Genomic DNA, 14,285 nt, shown 5'->3' with positions numbered 1-14,285 from the left:
CGAGCCTGCCAAATCGCCACGAAAACGCCATCGACGCGCGCCCTCGACCCCATGCACCAGGAGCCGATACCCTCGATGGTCGATGACCGTGCGCGACCAGATCCGGGAGCTCCTGGAGCTGCGACCCCACACGACGCTGCAGATCTCTCAGGCCGTGGGCATTCCCCAGGGGGAGGTGGCCGGCCACCTCGAGCACCTCGCGCGCTCGCTGCCGCACCAGGGCCTCGTGCTCGAGGTGGAGCCCGCCTCGTGCATCGCGTGCGAGCTCGCGTTCGAGGGCCGCAAGCGCATGACCAAGCCCAGCCGCTGCCCGAGGTGCCGCAGCGAGAGGATCAAGCCGCCGCGGTTCTCGGTGCGGCCGGGGTAGGCCGCCCAGTCTTGCTCACCGGCGGCGTCGCAGCGCCGGACCGAGGAGCACGAGCATCCATGGCCACGGCCCGCCCGCGCCGCCATGTCGGCACCCGCAGCCCTTGCCGTCCTCGTCCTGCCCTGCACCGTCGGTCTCGCCCTCGGTGCCACCGATCTCGATCACCTCGAGGGTCACCTGCGCGCTCACCCCCTCGTTGCCGTTCTCGTCGACGGCCGAGGCCTGGAGCACGTGGGTGCCGGCGGGCACGTTGGTGATCGCAAAGCCCCACGGCTCCATGGTGTCGAGCATCACCGGCACGCCGTCGTGCAGCAGCTCGACCTGCGTGATGGGGCTGTCGTCGGTCACGTTCACCACCACGGAGAAGTCGCTGCCCGCCTCGAACTCCTGGCCGTCGAGCGGGGCGGTGATGAGCACCACGGGCGGATCGGTGTCCACGATGGCGGGGCCGAACAGCGTGAGCAATTCCTGGTGGGCGTTCTGCCCCGTGCCGTCTGGACAGTGCTGCAGGTGCTGCTGGGGGCACACCGAGCCGCCCACGATGGGAATGCACTCATCGATGAAGGTCGGATCCCCGCCCGCGTTGTACGGGTTCATGATGTCGTTGGGCTCGTCGACGTGCTCGAGCCCGAACGAGTGCGCGACCTCCTGGCCGATGGTGGTCGCCTGGATCGCCGCCGAGAACCCATCATTGGCGCTGTGGAACGCGAACGTGACGTTGCTGTGGGTCTGCAGGTTGGAGCAGTCCACCGGCGCGATGCCCAGCACTCCTCCCCCGAAGGGATTGGTGGGGCCCGTCATGTTCATCACGTACTCGCCCTCGGCCGGGCGCTGGTCCACCACCACCATGTTGTAGGCGGCCCAGTCGGCCATCACCGCCTGCAGCACGGCGTCGCGCTGCGTGGCGTCGCCTCCGTAGGCCTCGAAGGGTCCGGCGAGCTCGAAGATCTGCGTGATGTTCTGCTGCGCGCTGTCCATCCCCGAGGTCAGCGTCTCGCCGTCGAAGTTGACGAAGATGACCCATGGATCGGGATCGCCGGGGCCGTGCGAGCCATCGTCATCGGCCCCGAGGTTGCGCCGGGGGTACTCGGGCGGCACCGGTCGGGGATCGCCCCGCGACTGCCCCAGCCCGATCGCCTGCAGCTCTTGCCGCGTCATGTCCCAGGTCTCGGGCCGTGCGTGCGCCAGGACCGGCTCGGCTGCCCATGCGCTCGCGCTCGCACCGACCACGAGGGGGGCCAGCACGAGGCCCACGAGGCCCCGCGCCCGCCCTGGGGCCACGCGCCGCCAACGGCTCGCGAGCAAACGGCGTTCACTGGGATCGAGCGGGACGGTCATCGGGGCACGCTCCAAGCGGGAACCAGCCGGGACCGTCCCGGCCATCGTTCATGGAGCATGATAGGCCCTGCCCCCACGGCTTGGCCTGGACGAGCCGTGAGTTGCCGCTCGTCGTGGCATGCTCGGGACGAACGTCCGGCCGTGCGCGGCGGACGGGAGGAGGACGATGGCGGCACCGCTCTTGGACATGCTCTCTCGGGTCTGCGAACGGATCGGCGAGCTACGAGAAGACGAAGACGTCGAGCGCTTCGCCTCGGTGTTGCTCGCACGGCGACCCGAGGCCTTCGAAGGCCTTCCCGGCGGCGCGACGGGCTCGGCGGCGCGAGCGATGGCCCCGAGGATCGCTCGCAAGCAGCTCGAGCTCGTGCGCGAGCTTCCGGGGATGGTCGAGACGATCGCGGCCACGCTCGACGTGCCCACCGATCCGCCCGCCCTGCAGCTGATGCAGGTGGCGGCGCTGGCCTACCTGGTCGATCCCGGTGATCTGCTCCCCGACGACATGCCCGCCGGCTATGGCTTCGTCGACGACTCGATCGTGCTGCGCGCCATGGCCGTCACGGTACCGCCGCTCTATGGCATGGACGCGACCGCGGTCGCGCGCGAGCGCCTCGTCATCGACTTCCATGGCCTGTGCATCCCGCGGGCGATCGCCCCCGAGCTCGAGCGCTCGGTGAGGTCCTCGTCCACCATGGTGCAGATGCTCGGGTTGCTGCCCCCGGCCCTGGTCCATGACTCGATCCGCAGGCTCCTCGAAGAGCCGCTGGTCCCGCTGCAATCGCAGCCGCCCGCCGGCACGGGATGGGGCCTCTCGCAGGGTAGCTGGTTTCGCCTGCCCGACGGCGTGCTCGAGGAGCTGCCCGGGGGAGGCGTGCGCTACCGCCTCGATCACGAGATGGGGGTCGCGCTCCTTGGAGATGCTCTCGAGCGACGCTAACGAGCACGAGCGCTGGCGCCGATTCGTCCGCGAGCGGCTCGGCGATCCGATCCGGTTCGAGCCCGTCGGCACCGAGCACGGCGAGGCCCGCGTGTGGCGGGCCACCCTGGCCGACCATCGGACGGCCTACCTCAAGGTGCATCGAGTGCCCGACAAGTGGCGGCGCGAGCGAGCGCTCCTGCAGCGGCTGGCCGAGCCCCCGGCCGCTCCCGTGCCCGCCGTGCTGGCCCACGACGCCGAGGGGCTCGCGTTGCTGCTCGAGGCCCGACCGGGGGTCCAGGCCAGCACCCACGCGTGGACGGCCGAGCAGAGGATCGCCCTCCACGAGCAGGCCGGTCGCTTTCGTCGACGCCTCGACGCGGTCCCGCTCGACGGCGAGGACGACCTGCCGCTCCCCGACGCCATGGACCGGCGTCTACGCGCATGGATCGAGCGTGCTCGGACGGGCCTGGATGCTCCGTTGCTGCGCGCGGTGCAGGCCGCGTTCGACTCGCGCTGCTTCGAACATGCCGACCGCAGGTGGTGCCATCGCGACTTCGGGCCCTACAACTGGATCGTGGATCCCAGCGGGCCGCACCTGTCGGTGATCGACTTCGGCCAGGCACGCCCCGATGCCTGGCTGATGGACGTGATCAAGCTGTGGGACGAGCCCTGGGTGCACGACCCCGCGCTGGCCGATGCATTCTGGCGCGGCTATGGCCGCAAGCCCGCGTCGATCGAGCGCCAGCAACTGCGCCAGCTCGCGCTGCTGCACGGCCTGGCCACCGCCACCTGGGGCGACCGCCACCACCACGCCCACTTCTCCCGGCACGGTCGTGCGGTGCTCGCTCGTGCGCTCGCCTCAGCGGAGCCCCTCCCATGACCGCCGTGGCCTCGACCACGGCCCCCGGCGCATGGCTCGTGCATCTATGGGCGCCGCCCGAGCGCGAGGCACGGCTCTTGCGGCTCTTGTCCGAGGACGATCGCCAGCGCTGCGCCCGGTTCGTGTTTCCCTGGCTCGAGACCCGCTTTGCGGTCGCCCACGCCGCCTTGCGCGTGATCGCGTCGCGGCACGGCGCGGGCCCTCCGTCCCAGCAGCGCTGGACCAAGGGACCCCACGGCAAGCCCGCCCTCGTGGACTCGGCGTTCGAGATCAACCTCAGCCACGCGGGCGACTGGGCGCTGGTCGCCGTGAGCCACGACGGCCCCGTGGGCGTGGACATCGAGGCGCTCGCCCCCGAGCGAGTGAGCCCCGGCATGGTGAAGACGGTGACCTCGGAGCTCGAGCGCGCCGCGTTCGCCACCCTGTGCGAACCCCAGCACTCGGCTGCGTTCTTCCGGCTGTGGGTGCGCAAGGAAGCGATGCTCAAGGCACTGGGTACGGGCCTCACCCGCAGGCTCGGCACCATCGACGTCCCCCTGCAGACCGAGGCGCCGCCCGATGGGGTGGTCCTGCGACCGCCCGTACCGGGTCGGCGCCCCTGGCTGTGGGACCTGCCCGCCCCGCTGGGATATCTCGCGGCCATGGTGGTGCTGCAGCCCGAGGGCGAACCCGCGCGCCCCCCCGGGCCCCTGCAGTGGCTGTCGCTCGACGACCTCGACCCTCCGCCCCAATCAGCGGGGATGGGATGAGCGGGGATGGAATGAGCGGGGATGGGATGAGCGGGGTGATCCTGGTGCGCGCGTCGTCGACCGAGGCCGGGGCCGCTGATAGACTCTCGGGCGATGCGCGTCGCGCTCGCGATCACCGTGCGGTCCACCCTGCCCCTGGCCCTGCTGGCCGCGATGCCGTCGGCCGGCTGCTCGGAGCCGAACCCCAACTTCTCCGTGGCCATGTGGTTCGACGGCGTCGAGGAGTCTCGCCCCACCGAGCAAGGGCTGCACCCGGGACCCAACAGCTCCGCCCCCGGAGAGTGGTCGACCACCACCTCGATGGCCAACAACGGCGACACGGCCTGGCACTTCGGGGACGGCACCACCTACCCGCGGCTCTCCAACGCCTCGCTGCTCACCCCGGAGTTCGACGCCGGCTCGACGAGCTTCCTGCGCTTCTCCTACTACAGCGACATCCAGCCGCTGTCGGACTCCACGGCCACCGATGGCCTGGTCGTCGAGGCCCAGGTCGAAGGGGGCGAGTGGACCAGCCTCGAGCCCCACGGAGGCTTCACCCACACCCTCGATCAGGTGGTGCTCGGCTCCCAGCTCTCGCTGGGCGAGGGAGTGCTGTCGGGCAACGATCGCCAGTGGCACGACGACTACGTCGAGCTCGGTGACACCGAGCCGCGCGACCAGGTGCGCTTTCGCTTCCGCTTCGGCTGCGACATCGACGAGAGCAACAACATCGGCAGCGGCTTCTTCATCGACGACGTGGAGTTCCTCGTCATCGAGTGAGCCACCGCGTCAGTCGTCGTCGTCCACGCCCAGCGCCGCCCGTCCGCCTGCGCTGTAGCGCTCGTAGAGCTCGCGCAGCACCTCGCGCGGCAGGCCATGGCGCTCGGCAATCGTGCGCAAGCCGTCGTCCCCCAGCAGCACGGCACCGATGGCCTGCTCGAGCTCGTCGATGGGCAGCGGCAGTCGCTGCCGCCCGGACGCTCGCGGCAGCCCGGCGATCGCCGGGCGCCGCGGCGGCTCGGCGGCGCGGACCGGCGCCGCGCCGTGGTGCAGGGGAAGGCGCGCCGCGGGATCGCCCAGCAGCACGTAGGCCGACAGATCCTCCCTCAGCATCCACAGGTGACTGCGTCGGGCCACCCACGCGTCGTCGGCCGGGATGCGCCCGCTCTTGGCGTCGCGCTCGAGCGCGGTGAGCTCGGCGTTGGTCCGATCGAAGTAGCGGTGGAGCTCTCGCAGCGCGAGCCCGAAGCGATTGCGCTCGAGCAGGCTGCGCAGCACCGCCATCATCTTGCCCGGGCGCTCGCGGGGAGCGCCGTCGTCGAGCTCGCGGAAGGCATAGGTCCATGCCAGATCCACGTGGCCCACGAACCCGAGCGGTCCATCGGGATTGGCCAACACTCGCTGCGGCAGCCAGGCCACGAAGGGACGCTCGGCCGGGAGCGCATCGAGCACGGCCGCCGGCTCCCCGCCAAAGCGCCCCCGTGCCTTCAACGCCTCGAGCCAGGGGAGGTAGGCGCTGGTCTGCGGGCTGCCGGCGCCAAAGCACGCCATCATCAGCCACACCCCGCCGGGCAAGAAGCTCCCGGTGGCCACGTCCTCCCCGCGCAGCTGCCCGCGACGACCAAAGCTCATGGCCCCCTGGCAGCGGCGCTGGTGATCGGCGCTCGGCCAGCCCGCTCGAGGAGGGCCCTCGCCGTGGCTGAGGCTCAAGAGCACCCCCGGTCGATCCGCATTGGCCTCCACCCGCAGGTCCGAGGGATCCCCGACGCGCGATGGCCCTGCCTCGACGATCCGATCGGCGTTGAATTGGCCGCGCTCGAGCCGCTGGCGCGCCGCCTCGAGGCACGGGCGCACGAGCCCCTCGTAGCCCGCGGTGGTCGCACCCGAGCGATCGTGCACGGTGTAGAAGATCGCCCGCCCCTCGCGCTGGGGGGCCGCCCGTGCCTCCCAGCGCAGCACCTTGTCCACGTAGGCCTCGAGATCCTCGTCGTCGTCGAACGCGACTCGGCCCACGTAGCCATCGGAGGACTGCGCTTGCTGGAGCGTCAGCGGAACCTCGTGCAGATCGCCGACGATGAGCTGATAGCGAGGGACCTCGAGGTCGAGGTCGGTGCCCGGTGCGAACACTTGCTTCTTCCAGCGCAGGGCCTCGGACTGGGTCATCCGGGGCGGCACCCGATGCACGCGGACCGGCTCGCCGTGCTGCTGCGCCCGGCGGAGCGCGACCAGGGGCTCGAGGATCGCCAGCAGGCGATCGCCCCGAGGGCCCTGCGGCGCGATGACCCCCCAGCGCTGGTGGACCAGATCGTTGGGATCTCGCCCTTCGTCCCACAGGTGCCCGGGCTGCTCGTCGCTCGCCGTGCCCACCACGACCGCGTCCTCGGTCATGCCCTCGACCAGCGGCTCGTGATCGTCGGCCCGCACCATCAGCAGGCTCAGGTCGCCCGTCACGGTGCGCCCTCGGGCTCGTCGTCCTCGACCTCCTCCACGACCTCGGCCTTCAGCTCACAGCCCATCGAGCCCATGCACCCCTCGTCGGACTCCGATCCGCACGCCTTGACTCGAGCCTCGTGATCGTCGCGAGCGTGCACCACGATCGCAAACCCGCCCGCGGCCGGCTCGCAGCGATAGTGCCGGAAGGTACGCGAGCGTCGCCGCTTGCCCTTGCGGGGCGCCTTGCGCTCGCTCATGGGTTTGGCGGCGACGCTGGGCTCGGTCGGGTCGCCGGTCGACGCGGTCGACTCGGTCTCGTGGCCGGTCTCGCCGGTCGTGGTGCTCGGCTCCGGCGGGGCTCCGGTCGAGGCACCAGCGTCGGAATCCACGAGCGCGGCGGGCTCGGTCGCCATGGGCTCGGGCTCCTCCGGCGGCAGCGCCTTCGACTCGATCCCCGCCTGCGGCTCGACGGCCCTCGACATCGACGTGGCTCGGGTCTGGGAGGCGGCGGTCCGCACCTCGTCGGGACGCACGAGGACGAGCGCACCGCCCAGCATCGCCAGCAGCAGCAGCAGCAGGCCCAGCCCCAGCTTCTTCTTGTCGAGCGAACCACGATCCGCGGCCGGGGGCGGGACCGGAGGCGTGGGCGACGACGGGGGCGAAGCCGCTCCTGGCCCGCCCTCGGGGGGCAGCGGGGCAAACGCAGGCGTCACGAGCAGCGATTCCACGGGGAACCCGAGGGCCTGCTCGAGCCGACCGTCGTGCCAGGCCTGCAGCAGCCGCTGCGCTCCGTCGACGCTCACGCGCAGGACGATGGGGCGAGCGTCGTCGTCGGTCATCGCCCTGCGCTCCCCTGGGATCCTTCCTCCGCGAGCTCGACCGTCGGATCCTCCGACAGCATCCGCAACGCGGCCAGGAGCATGTCCCGCTGGGCCTGACGCGCCTCGGGGGTGCTGGCGGGCACGATCGTCACCGTCTGCTGCGGGGGCTCGGCCGCCGGGGCCGGGCCCTGCGACGTCCCGAACGGATAGGTGCTCAGCACCGGACGCGCGCCGTCCTGGCCGCCCCCGTCGGGGCCGCAGGCCTCGAGCGCGTGGCTGTAGATCTGTAGGCCATACGCGTCGCCCTCGTGGGTCTCCCCCAGCTCGTCGGCGCGCAGCAGGTGCATGCGGGCGTGCCGAACCGCTCGCTCGAGCGACCACCCCTCGCGCAGCAGCTTGTCGTAGAGCGCCTTCGCCAGCCGCCCCGCCCCGGCGATGCTCAGGCGGTAGCGAGACGACACCACGGTGGGGATCCCCTTCTTGTGGATCTCCTGCGCCATGCTGCCCAGGAACAGCGCGTCCTGGCTGGCGTCGCCGCTGCCACACGCCGACAGCACCACCATGCGCACGTGATTGCGATGGGGCCGCAACAGCTTGGCCAGCGCGACCGCCGTCACGGGCTTGTGCGAGCCATCGCCCCACGAGAGCGTCGCGGGTTCCCCCGGCGACCGGCCCGGCGCGCCATGACACAATAGATGGACCACCGACAGCGGCCGCTCGTCGAGCGCGTCTTGCAGCGTACCCGCGTGCACCCGGGGCAGCTCGTGGAAGGCGACCCCTCCGGCCGTGCACGCGGCCTCGATGCTCTCGCGCATCGAGGCGTGGGGAACCCTGCCCCCCGCATCCGACCAGGCAAACAGCACCCCCGGGTGCTCGGGCGCAGCCGGAAGGGGTCGGGTGGCCAGCCCGGGCACGCAGTGCCGCACCATGACCGATGGATGGTCGGCCAGGAACGTATCGCTGGTGTCGGTCCGCACGATCTCCCACGGCAGCGTGTAGAGCTCGGGCGCCGACGAGCGCACCGTGAACACGACCTCCTCGCCGAGCGCGTCGGCGTCCTGCAGCGCGTCCTCGTCGGGCACCCACTGCAGGCCCGCGAGCAGGCGCGCCAGGTCCTTGGCCATGCGCTGCCGCGCCCCGTCGGCGTCCTCGCCGTGGAAGATGGTCGCCAGATCGGAGAGCTGCCGCTGCGACCACGGGAACCGGCTCGGCCCCCGGCGCTCCGACCCCTCCATGCGAACGTAGTCGCGCTCCTCGAACGAGAACGCGTCCTCGTCCTCCGGCTCGGCATCGGGGATGAACAGCAGCTCGCGGTGCATCGGCTCGGTCCTCTCACCCGCCAACCGTTGGCGCTCGGCTCGATTCGATGATCCACGGCGGCCCTCGGCTCCGCAACCGCCGGCGATTTCGATCGCTTTCGAACGCAGTCCGGAGCAGCGAAACGGGCGTTCCGCGGCGTCGGCCGTGAGACCCCAGGGCGTGGACTCAGAAGCGAACCGAGAGCGAGATCGAGGCCTGCTTGTTGCCCCCGCGAGCACGCACGGTGACGCGCTGACCGTGGATGAGCAGCGCCAGACCTCCCGCGACTCCCAGGCCGCCGGCCGCCGTTCCGATGATCCCCCCCAGCAGCGTGTCGTAGCGGTCGCGGCACTCACCGCGAAAGTCGACGTCCTCACCCGAGCAACCGGCCACGCCCTTCTCGTCGATGAGGATCATGGCAACACCGGCCGCGACCCCGGCCAAGCCGGCGCCCAGCACCACCCACCCGCCGATCTTGAGGCCGCGCCCCGGATCGGGACCGTCGGGCACCGGTTCCTTGGCCTTGGCCTTCTTGCCCTTCTTGCCCTGGGGCTCGGGCGTCGCGAGCGGAGCGGCGGCCAGCGTGGCCTCGACGGGCAGCTCGGCCCCCTCCTCCACCACCACCTTCTGCTCGAAGGCGGCGAACCCTGCCTTCTCGATCGCGATGGTGTGCTCGCCCGCGGGCAGCTCGATGACCTGCGGGGTCACCCCCTGCTCGGCCCCATCCACGCGGACCGTGGCCCCCTCGGGAGTCGAGCGCACCGCCACCCGGCCGGGCGCGGGCGCCTTGGGCTCGTCGAGCTTGGCCGCGGCCTGCTGCAAGAGCCCCTGCATGCGCTCGCCCACTTGATCGAGCGAGCACCCCTCGCAGGCCTCCTGGAGCTCGAGCGCGACGGCGTCGTCGGAGCCCAGCACGGCCAACGAGAGCGCATAGCTGCGCTTGCCCGTGAGCTCGACCGACATCCGGGCCTTGTGGCCGCCGACCCCGACCTTCACCCCGCTCACGGCCGATCCGAACCGCTTCTTGAGGCCCTTGCGTGCGTCCTTGGACAGCTTGCCCGAGAGCTCGAGCGGCAGCGCCTCCAACGGCGTGCCGGCCTCGGACTCGGAGGTCTTGGCCCCGGCCGCGGACGGCTCGTTGCCCGCGGACTTGCCCTCGGGTGCCGCATCCGCGGCCTTGGCTGCGTCGGCCGGCTCCGCCTTGCTCGTGCCATCGCCTTCGGCCGCGCCCTCGGGCTTTGCCGGCGCGCTCTTCTTGCTCTTGCTCTTCTTGCTCTTCTTGCTCTTGCTCTTCTTGCTCTTGCTCTCGGGGGCATCGGACGGCGCGGCGGCCGGTGCCGCGCCCTCGGTCTTCGGCGGCGCCGCCGTGACCGACGACGGCAACACCAGCGCCAGCGAGACCACGGTCGGGACGAGGCCACGACCCAGGGAGCGGATGAGCGTCGACATCGGCAGCAAGGCGCGATGAGTTCACCACGCCCGGTCCCTGGGGCTCAAGGGCGATCGGACGAGGGCCCGGCAGGGGGCCGTGGTTGCTCGCCAGCCAGCAGCAGGTCGGCCAGTCGTGCCAGGCCCGGTAGATCGCGGACCTCATCGTCGAGCCTGGGCACGCGCACGCGATGGCACTCGGAGGGAAGCTCGGCGACCAGCCCGTCGACGATCCGCCCAAAGCGCTGGTTCTCGGCCACGGCCTCCTCCCGCAGGGCTCGCATGCGCTGCGCCACTTGCAGCCCCTCGGCCTCATCGAGCGCGGGGTCGAGCGCGGGGTCGAGCGTGCGCACGAGCGCGCGGACCTGCGCCTCCACGTCGGCCGGCGGCAGCCGCAGCACGAGCTGGTGGGGCGCGCGCGGATCCACGGGCACGAAGCTCTGGTTGAACACCACCGCGTGCACGGGCACGCGCCGACGCAGCAGATCGTCACGCAACCAGGCCGCATCGTCGGCGCTCGACGGGCTGGCCGAGCTCACCAGCACGAACGCGGTGTCACGGTCTCGCAGGATCTCCTGCACCCGCTGGGCCCGCGCAATGAACCCCTCCCGCATCGACGCGAACACGGTGAGGAAGGCGATGATCTCGTCGAGCAGGGTCTGACCGGTGACCCGGGCCAGCAGCCCGGTGGCCACCTCGCCGCCCTTGGCCAAGAGCCGCGCCCCCAGCCCGGAGGGCTTGTCGGCCGAGGGGATGAACCAGCTGACCACGCGGCCATCGAGGAAGCTCGCCAGGTGCCCCGGGGCATCGAGGATGTCGAGGGCGTTGCGGGCCGGCGGCGTGTCGAGCACCACCAGGTCGTAGCCGCCGTGCTCGATGGCGTCGTAGAGCCGCTCCATCGCCACGTAGGCGTGGGAGCGGGACAGCGAGCGCGACACGGCCTGGTACACGCGGTTGGCCAGCACCCGTGCCTTGGTCTCCTCGTCGGGAGCGATGCGCTCGATGAGCGCGTCGTAGCTGGCCCCCGTGTCGACCATGGCGGCCCACAGACTGCCGCCCGAGCTCGACGGGTCGCCCTCGCCCTCACCCTGGGAGAGCCGCTCGAGCGGAACGCGGCGAATGGTGTCGTCCAGGCCATCGAGCCCCAGCGCGTCGGCCAGGCGCCGCGCGGGATCGATCGTGAGGACCAGCGTCTTGCGACCGGCTCGCGCCGCGGCCAGACCCAGCGCCGCCGACACGGTCGTCTTGCCGACGCCGCCCGGCCCCACGCAGACCACGAGCGACCCCCGGCCCACCAGCGCGGTCAGGCTCATGCATCCTCCGTGGGCGTCGAGCCCAGGGCCGCCCGGCCCAGCCGGCGCAGATCCTCGAGCTGCATGCGCGCCGCGGTCAGCCGTGGCAGCAGGACCACGGCCGGCACCGCACCGCCCCCATCCGCGCTCTGACGCCGCAGGCCCTGGGTCAGCCGCTCCACCTGCCGACGCGCCTCGGTCTCGGCCGCCAGCACGCGCTGGGCCAGCTCCGCATCGGCGCGCAGCTCGGCGTCGCCGCCCTGCTGCGCGGCCTGCCGCAGGCGCTCCACCATGGCCTCGTGGCCACGCAGCCCCGAGCGCGGCACCCGGTTGACGAACACCCGCCCAAAGCCGACCGAGCGCGCCGAGGCCACGCGCGCGTGCAGCTCGAGGGTCTCCGTCACGGGCAGCTCGTCGGGCAGCGTCACGAGGTTCAGGCGCGTCCTCTGCGGGTCGGCGAACAGGTCGGCCATCTCGTCGATCAGGCGGCGCATGGGGCCCGCCCCCATCAGGTGGCGCACCACCTCGCGCAGCTCGAGGAACATCAAGGCGTGCCCGGTGGCATCGAGATCGACGAGGATCGGGCTCCAGCGTGGACGCCCCCGGCCGTCTCGCTCGGCCTCGAGGCGGTGCAGCGCGTTGACGGTGGCGATCTCGCCGACCGCCGGCATCGCTCGAAACAGACGCTCGAGCACCTGGTTGCCCACGATCGCCCGGGCCAGGCGCCGCGACGGCACGTGCTGGGCCATGTACTCGACCACCGCCTGGTCGATCTCCACGCTCATCGCATGCACCCCGTGCCCCACCGCGCGCGGCGTGAAGCCGACCTCGTCGACCCCGAACACGCTGCGCATGGTCGCGCGGTGCCCGAGCTCGACCACCAACGGCGACCGGCCCTGGGTGGCCGCCTCGATGGCCAGCGCGGCCGTCACCGTGGACTTGCCCACGCCGCCCTTGCCGGTGAACAGCAAGAAGCGATGGTCGAGCAGCTCCGAGCCGGTCGTGGGGGACGTGGCGTGGGCAGCGGCCGGCACCGGGGCGTTGCCTAGCGCACCACCGACCGAAACACAAACCGAGCCCATCCAGGCGGTCCTGGCGGGGGCGCTCGCTCCCGCGCGGCAACCAGCGCCGCGAGCGGGTATCGTTGCCCCGTGCGACGCTCCGCCGCTCCCCAGTCCACCGAGAGGCCGCACCGGCCCGTCCTTGCCTCGTGGGTCCGTCGTGGTCTCGCGATTGCGCTGGGCACGACCCTGGCCCTGCCCGCGGGCATGGGGCTCGCCCCCAGCGTCGCCAACGCGGCCGCCAAGCCCGGCAAGGGCAAGGCCAGCAAGGGCGACGAGGCCGACGAGGCCGCGCTGGCCGAGGCCAAGTCGCTCTACGACGAGGGCAAGGCTCGCTTCGACACCTTCGACTACGAGGGTGCGGTGGACATGTGGACCAAGGCCTACGCCAAGCTGCCCGAGGACGCCTCGGGCATGCGCAACGCCATGGTCTACAACATCGCCACCGCGCAGGAGAAGGCCTACGACCTCGACAAGGATCTCCAGCACCTGCGGCAGGCCGTGCTGCTGCTCGAGACCTACGTGACGAACTACAAGGCGATGTTCGCCAAGACGCCCGAGACCACCGCCGAGGTCGAGAAGGCGGAGAACCGCATCGCCACCCTCGAGGAGCGGATCGGCCGAGCCGAGCGCGGCGAACCCGAGCCCGTCCCCGTGGAGACCGGCGAGGGTGAGACGACCCCCGAGGAGGGCACCGAAGAGGGCGCCGAGGGGGATGCCGAAGGCATCGTGTGGAACACCGGCCACAACCCACCCGCCGATCCCGCGGTGGTGGACAAGAACCGCCGCCTGGCCGAGGCCGACGCCAAGACCGACAAGATCCTCATCGCCTCGTACGTGCTGCTGGGCGTGGGCGGCTTCATCCTGGTCTCGGGGGCCAGCGCGCTGGCCGGCGGCCAACGAGCCACGGACGCCGAAGCGGAGCTCGGGCTGCGCAGCGGCGGCTACGGCGGGCTCGCCCTCGGAGGCGCCGCCGTGATCACGGGCGCCGTGCTGCTCGGCGTGGGGCTCGATCGGCGCAAGAGGGCGCGCGCGGGCACGTTGGTCGCAGCCACGCCCGTGGTCGCGCCGGGGTTTGCGGGTGCCAGCGTCCGCGTGCGGTTCTGATGCCGCGCCGGCCGCGACTGCACGAGCCTCGCGGGCCTCAGGCGCCCGGAGCCGGGAGTGCGCGCGCGAGCGTGACCACGCTGTAGGCCACCGCCGTCTGCCGCCCGAGGTTGCGATAGGCGTGGGGCTGATCGCCGCGAAACACCACCACGTCGCCGGGCTCGAGGGCAAAGCGCTCGCCCGACGCGGTCAGCTCGAGCGAGCCGGACTCGCACGTGAGGTACTCGCGAGTGCCGGGCGTGTGCGGGACGCCGACCATCGAGGCGCCGGGCGTCAGCTCCATGCGCTCGAGCTCCATCCCGGCGATGGGATCGGGCAGCAGCCTGCGCACCGTGACCTTGCCCTTGCGCCGCAGCGGCAGCTCCTGCGCCCGATAGAGCCGGGCCACCGCACGAGGCGGGCCCACCAGCTCCTCCAGCGTGACCTGCAACGCGCCCGCGACCTTCATCAGCACCGACAGCGTGGGGTTGGCGGCGCCCGACTCGAGGTTGGCCCAGGTCGGCCGCGGTAGATCGGCGGCGCGGGCGATCTGGTGCTGGGTGGCTCCTCGGGCCTCGCGGAGCTGCTTGATGTTGAGGGCGAGGTTTTGGGCAGGGTCGTCGGCCATGACGACAG

At 72.0% G+C, this 14,285-nt stretch carries 14 protein-coding genes; 6 read left to right on the top strand and 8 right to left on the bottom strand.

Annotated elements, in window-relative coordinates:
- The first annotated feature begins 82 nt into the window (after positions 1-82).
- A complete protein-coding gene (locus OEB96_RS12600) occupies positions 83-367 on the top strand; it encodes a transcriptional regulator (RefSeq protein ID WP_266215839.1) in 285 nt (94 codons plus the stop codon).
- A gap of 15 nt (positions 368-382) precedes the next feature.
- Here OEB96_RS12600 and OEB96_RS12595 read toward each other — a convergent pair whose 3' ends face one another.
- Entirely contained in the window at positions 383-1,705 is a 1,323-nt protein-coding gene (locus tag OEB96_RS12595) for an Ig-like domain-containing protein (protein ID WP_266215838.1), read from the bottom strand.
- A gap of 166 nt (positions 1,706-1,871) precedes the next feature.
- Between OEB96_RS12595 and OEB96_RS12590 the strand changes: the two genes are divergently transcribed.
- The 4 genes from OEB96_RS12590 to OEB96_RS12575 all read left to right on the top strand — a co-directional run bounded on the left by OEB96_RS12590 (position 1,872) and on the right by OEB96_RS12575 (position 5,009).
- Positions 1,872-2,639 (top strand): DUF1232 domain-containing protein, encoded by a 768-nt coding sequence (locus OEB96_RS12590; protein ID WP_266215837.1) that lies wholly within the window; start codon positions 1,872-1,874, stop codon positions 2,637-2,639.
- Entirely contained in the window at positions 2,620-3,501 is an 882-nt protein-coding gene (locus OEB96_RS12585) for an aminoglycoside phosphotransferase family protein (RefSeq protein WP_266215836.1), read from the top strand. The genes OEB96_RS12590 and OEB96_RS12585 overlap by 20 nt, the downstream gene beginning before the upstream one ends.
- On the top strand, positions 3,498-4,250 hold the full coding sequence (locus OEB96_RS12580) for a 4'-phosphopantetheinyl transferase family protein (RefSeq protein WP_266215835.1): 753 nt from the start codon (positions 3,498-3,500) through the stop codon (positions 4,248-4,250). The genes OEB96_RS12585 and OEB96_RS12580 overlap by 4 nt, the downstream gene beginning before the upstream one ends.
- A 93-nt stretch (positions 4,251-4,343) precedes the next feature.
- On the top strand, positions 4,344-5,009 hold the full coding sequence (locus OEB96_RS12575) for a hypothetical protein (RefSeq protein WP_266215834.1): 666 nt from the start codon (positions 4,344-4,346) through the stop codon (positions 5,007-5,009).
- 9 nt (positions 5,010-5,018) lie between these two features.
- Here the strand turns inward: OEB96_RS12575 and OEB96_RS12570 are convergent, their stop codons facing one another.
- The 6 genes from OEB96_RS12570 to OEB96_RS12545 form a co-directional block, all read right to left on the bottom strand.
- Positions 5,019-6,680: a hypothetical protein gene (locus OEB96_RS12570; RefSeq protein WP_266215833.1), complete on the bottom strand. Its 1,662-nt coding sequence runs from the start codon at positions 6,678-6,680 to the stop codon at positions 5,019-5,021.
- Positions 6,677-7,501, bottom strand: coding sequence for a hypothetical protein (locus tag OEB96_RS12565; protein ID WP_266215832.1), 825 nt, complete (start codon positions 7,499-7,501; stop codon positions 6,677-6,679). Before OEB96_RS12565 ends, OEB96_RS12570 begins: the two co-directional genes overlap by 4 nt.
- Positions 7,498-8,802, bottom strand: coding sequence for a CHAT domain-containing protein (locus OEB96_RS12560; RefSeq protein ID WP_266215831.1), 1,305 nt, complete (start codon positions 8,800-8,802; stop codon positions 7,498-7,500). Before OEB96_RS12560 ends, OEB96_RS12565 begins: the two co-directional genes overlap by 4 nt.
- 166 nt (positions 8,803-8,968) lie before the next feature.
- Positions 8,969-10,231: a PEGA domain-containing protein gene (locus tag OEB96_RS12555; protein ID WP_266215829.1), complete on the bottom strand. Its 1,263-nt coding sequence runs from the start codon at positions 10,229-10,231 to the stop codon at positions 8,969-8,971.
- Between the two features lie 44 nt (positions 10,232-10,275).
- Positions 10,276-11,523, bottom strand: a complete 1,248-nt coding sequence (locus OEB96_RS12550) for an ArsA family ATPase (RefSeq protein WP_266215828.1) — start codon at positions 11,521-11,523, stop codon at positions 10,276-10,278.
- Positions 11,520-12,536, bottom strand: a complete 1,017-nt coding sequence (locus tag OEB96_RS12545; RefSeq protein WP_266215827.1) for an ArsA family ATPase — start codon at positions 12,534-12,536, stop codon at positions 11,520-11,522. The genes OEB96_RS12550 and OEB96_RS12545 overlap by 4 nt, the downstream gene beginning before the upstream one ends.
- Before the next feature lie 117 nt (positions 12,537-12,653).
- Here OEB96_RS12545 and OEB96_RS12540 point away from each other — a divergent pair, with 117 nt between their 5' ends.
- Positions 12,654-13,670 carry a hypothetical protein gene (locus OEB96_RS12540; RefSeq protein ID WP_266215826.1) on the top strand — a complete coding sequence of 339 codons (1,017 nt, stop codon included), beginning with the start codon at positions 12,654-12,656 and terminating at the stop codon, positions 13,668-13,670.
- Between the two features lie 37 nt (positions 13,671-13,707).
- On the opposite strand, the gene OEB96_RS12535 is transcribed toward OEB96_RS12540, so the two are convergent.
- Positions 13,708-14,277, bottom strand: a complete 570-nt coding sequence (locus OEB96_RS12535; protein WP_266215825.1) for a helix-turn-helix domain-containing protein — start codon at positions 14,275-14,277, stop codon at positions 13,708-13,710.
- Positions 14,278-14,285 lie beyond the last annotated feature (8 nt).

The sequence above is a fragment of the Paraliomyxa miuraensis genome (assembly GCF_026337845.1).
GTDB classification, from domain to species: Bacteria; Myxococcota_A; Polyangia; order Nannocystales; family Nannocystaceae; genus Paraliomyxa; species Paraliomyxa miuraensis.
Note: the sequence above shows the minus strand (reverse complement) of the source record. Positions and strands in the feature narration are given on the sequence as shown.

Excerpts from the sequence above, each read along its gene's own strand:
- OEB96_RS12565 (WP_266215832.1), bottom strand. The coding sequence starts at position 7,501 with ATGACCGACGACGACGCTCGCCCCATCGTCCTGCGCGTGAGCGTCGAC.
- OEB96_RS12600 (WP_266215839.1), top strand. The coding sequence starts at position 83 with ATGACCGTGCGCGACCAGATCCGGGAGCTCCTGGAGCTGCGACCCCAC.
- OEB96_RS12580 (WP_266215835.1), top strand. The coding sequence starts at position 3,498 with ATGACCGCCGTGGCCTCGACCACGGCCCCCGGCGCATGGCTCGTGCAT.
- OEB96_RS12575 (WP_266215834.1), top strand. The coding sequence starts at position 4,344 with ATGCGCGTCGCGCTCGCGATCACCGTGCGGTCCACCCTGCCCCTGGCC.
- OEB96_RS12595 (WP_266215838.1), bottom strand. The coding sequence starts at position 1,705 with ATGACCGTCCCGCTCGATCCCAGTGAACGCCGTTTGCTCGCGAGCCGT.
- OEB96_RS12590 (WP_266215837.1), top strand. The coding sequence starts at position 1,872 with ATGGCGGCACCGCTCTTGGACATGCTCTCTCGGGTCTGCGAACGGATC.
- OEB96_RS12555 (WP_266215829.1), bottom strand. The coding sequence starts at position 10,231 with ATGTCGACGCTCATCCGCTCCCTGGGTCGTGGCCTCGTCCCGACCGTG.
- OEB96_RS12550 (WP_266215828.1), bottom strand. The coding sequence starts at position 11,523 with ATGAGCCTGACCGCGCTGGTGGGCCGGGGGTCGCTCGTGGTCTGCGTG.
- OEB96_RS12560 (WP_266215831.1), bottom strand. The coding sequence starts at position 8,802 with ATGCACCGCGAGCTGCTGTTCATCCCCGATGCCGAGCCGGAGGACGAG.
- OEB96_RS12585 (WP_266215836.1), top strand. The coding sequence starts at position 2,620 with ATGCTCTCGAGCGACGCTAACGAGCACGAGCGCTGGCGCCGATTCGTC.
- OEB96_RS12535 (WP_266215825.1), bottom strand. The coding sequence starts at position 14,277 with ATGGCCGACGACCCTGCCCAAAACCTCGCCCTCAACATCAAGCAGCTC.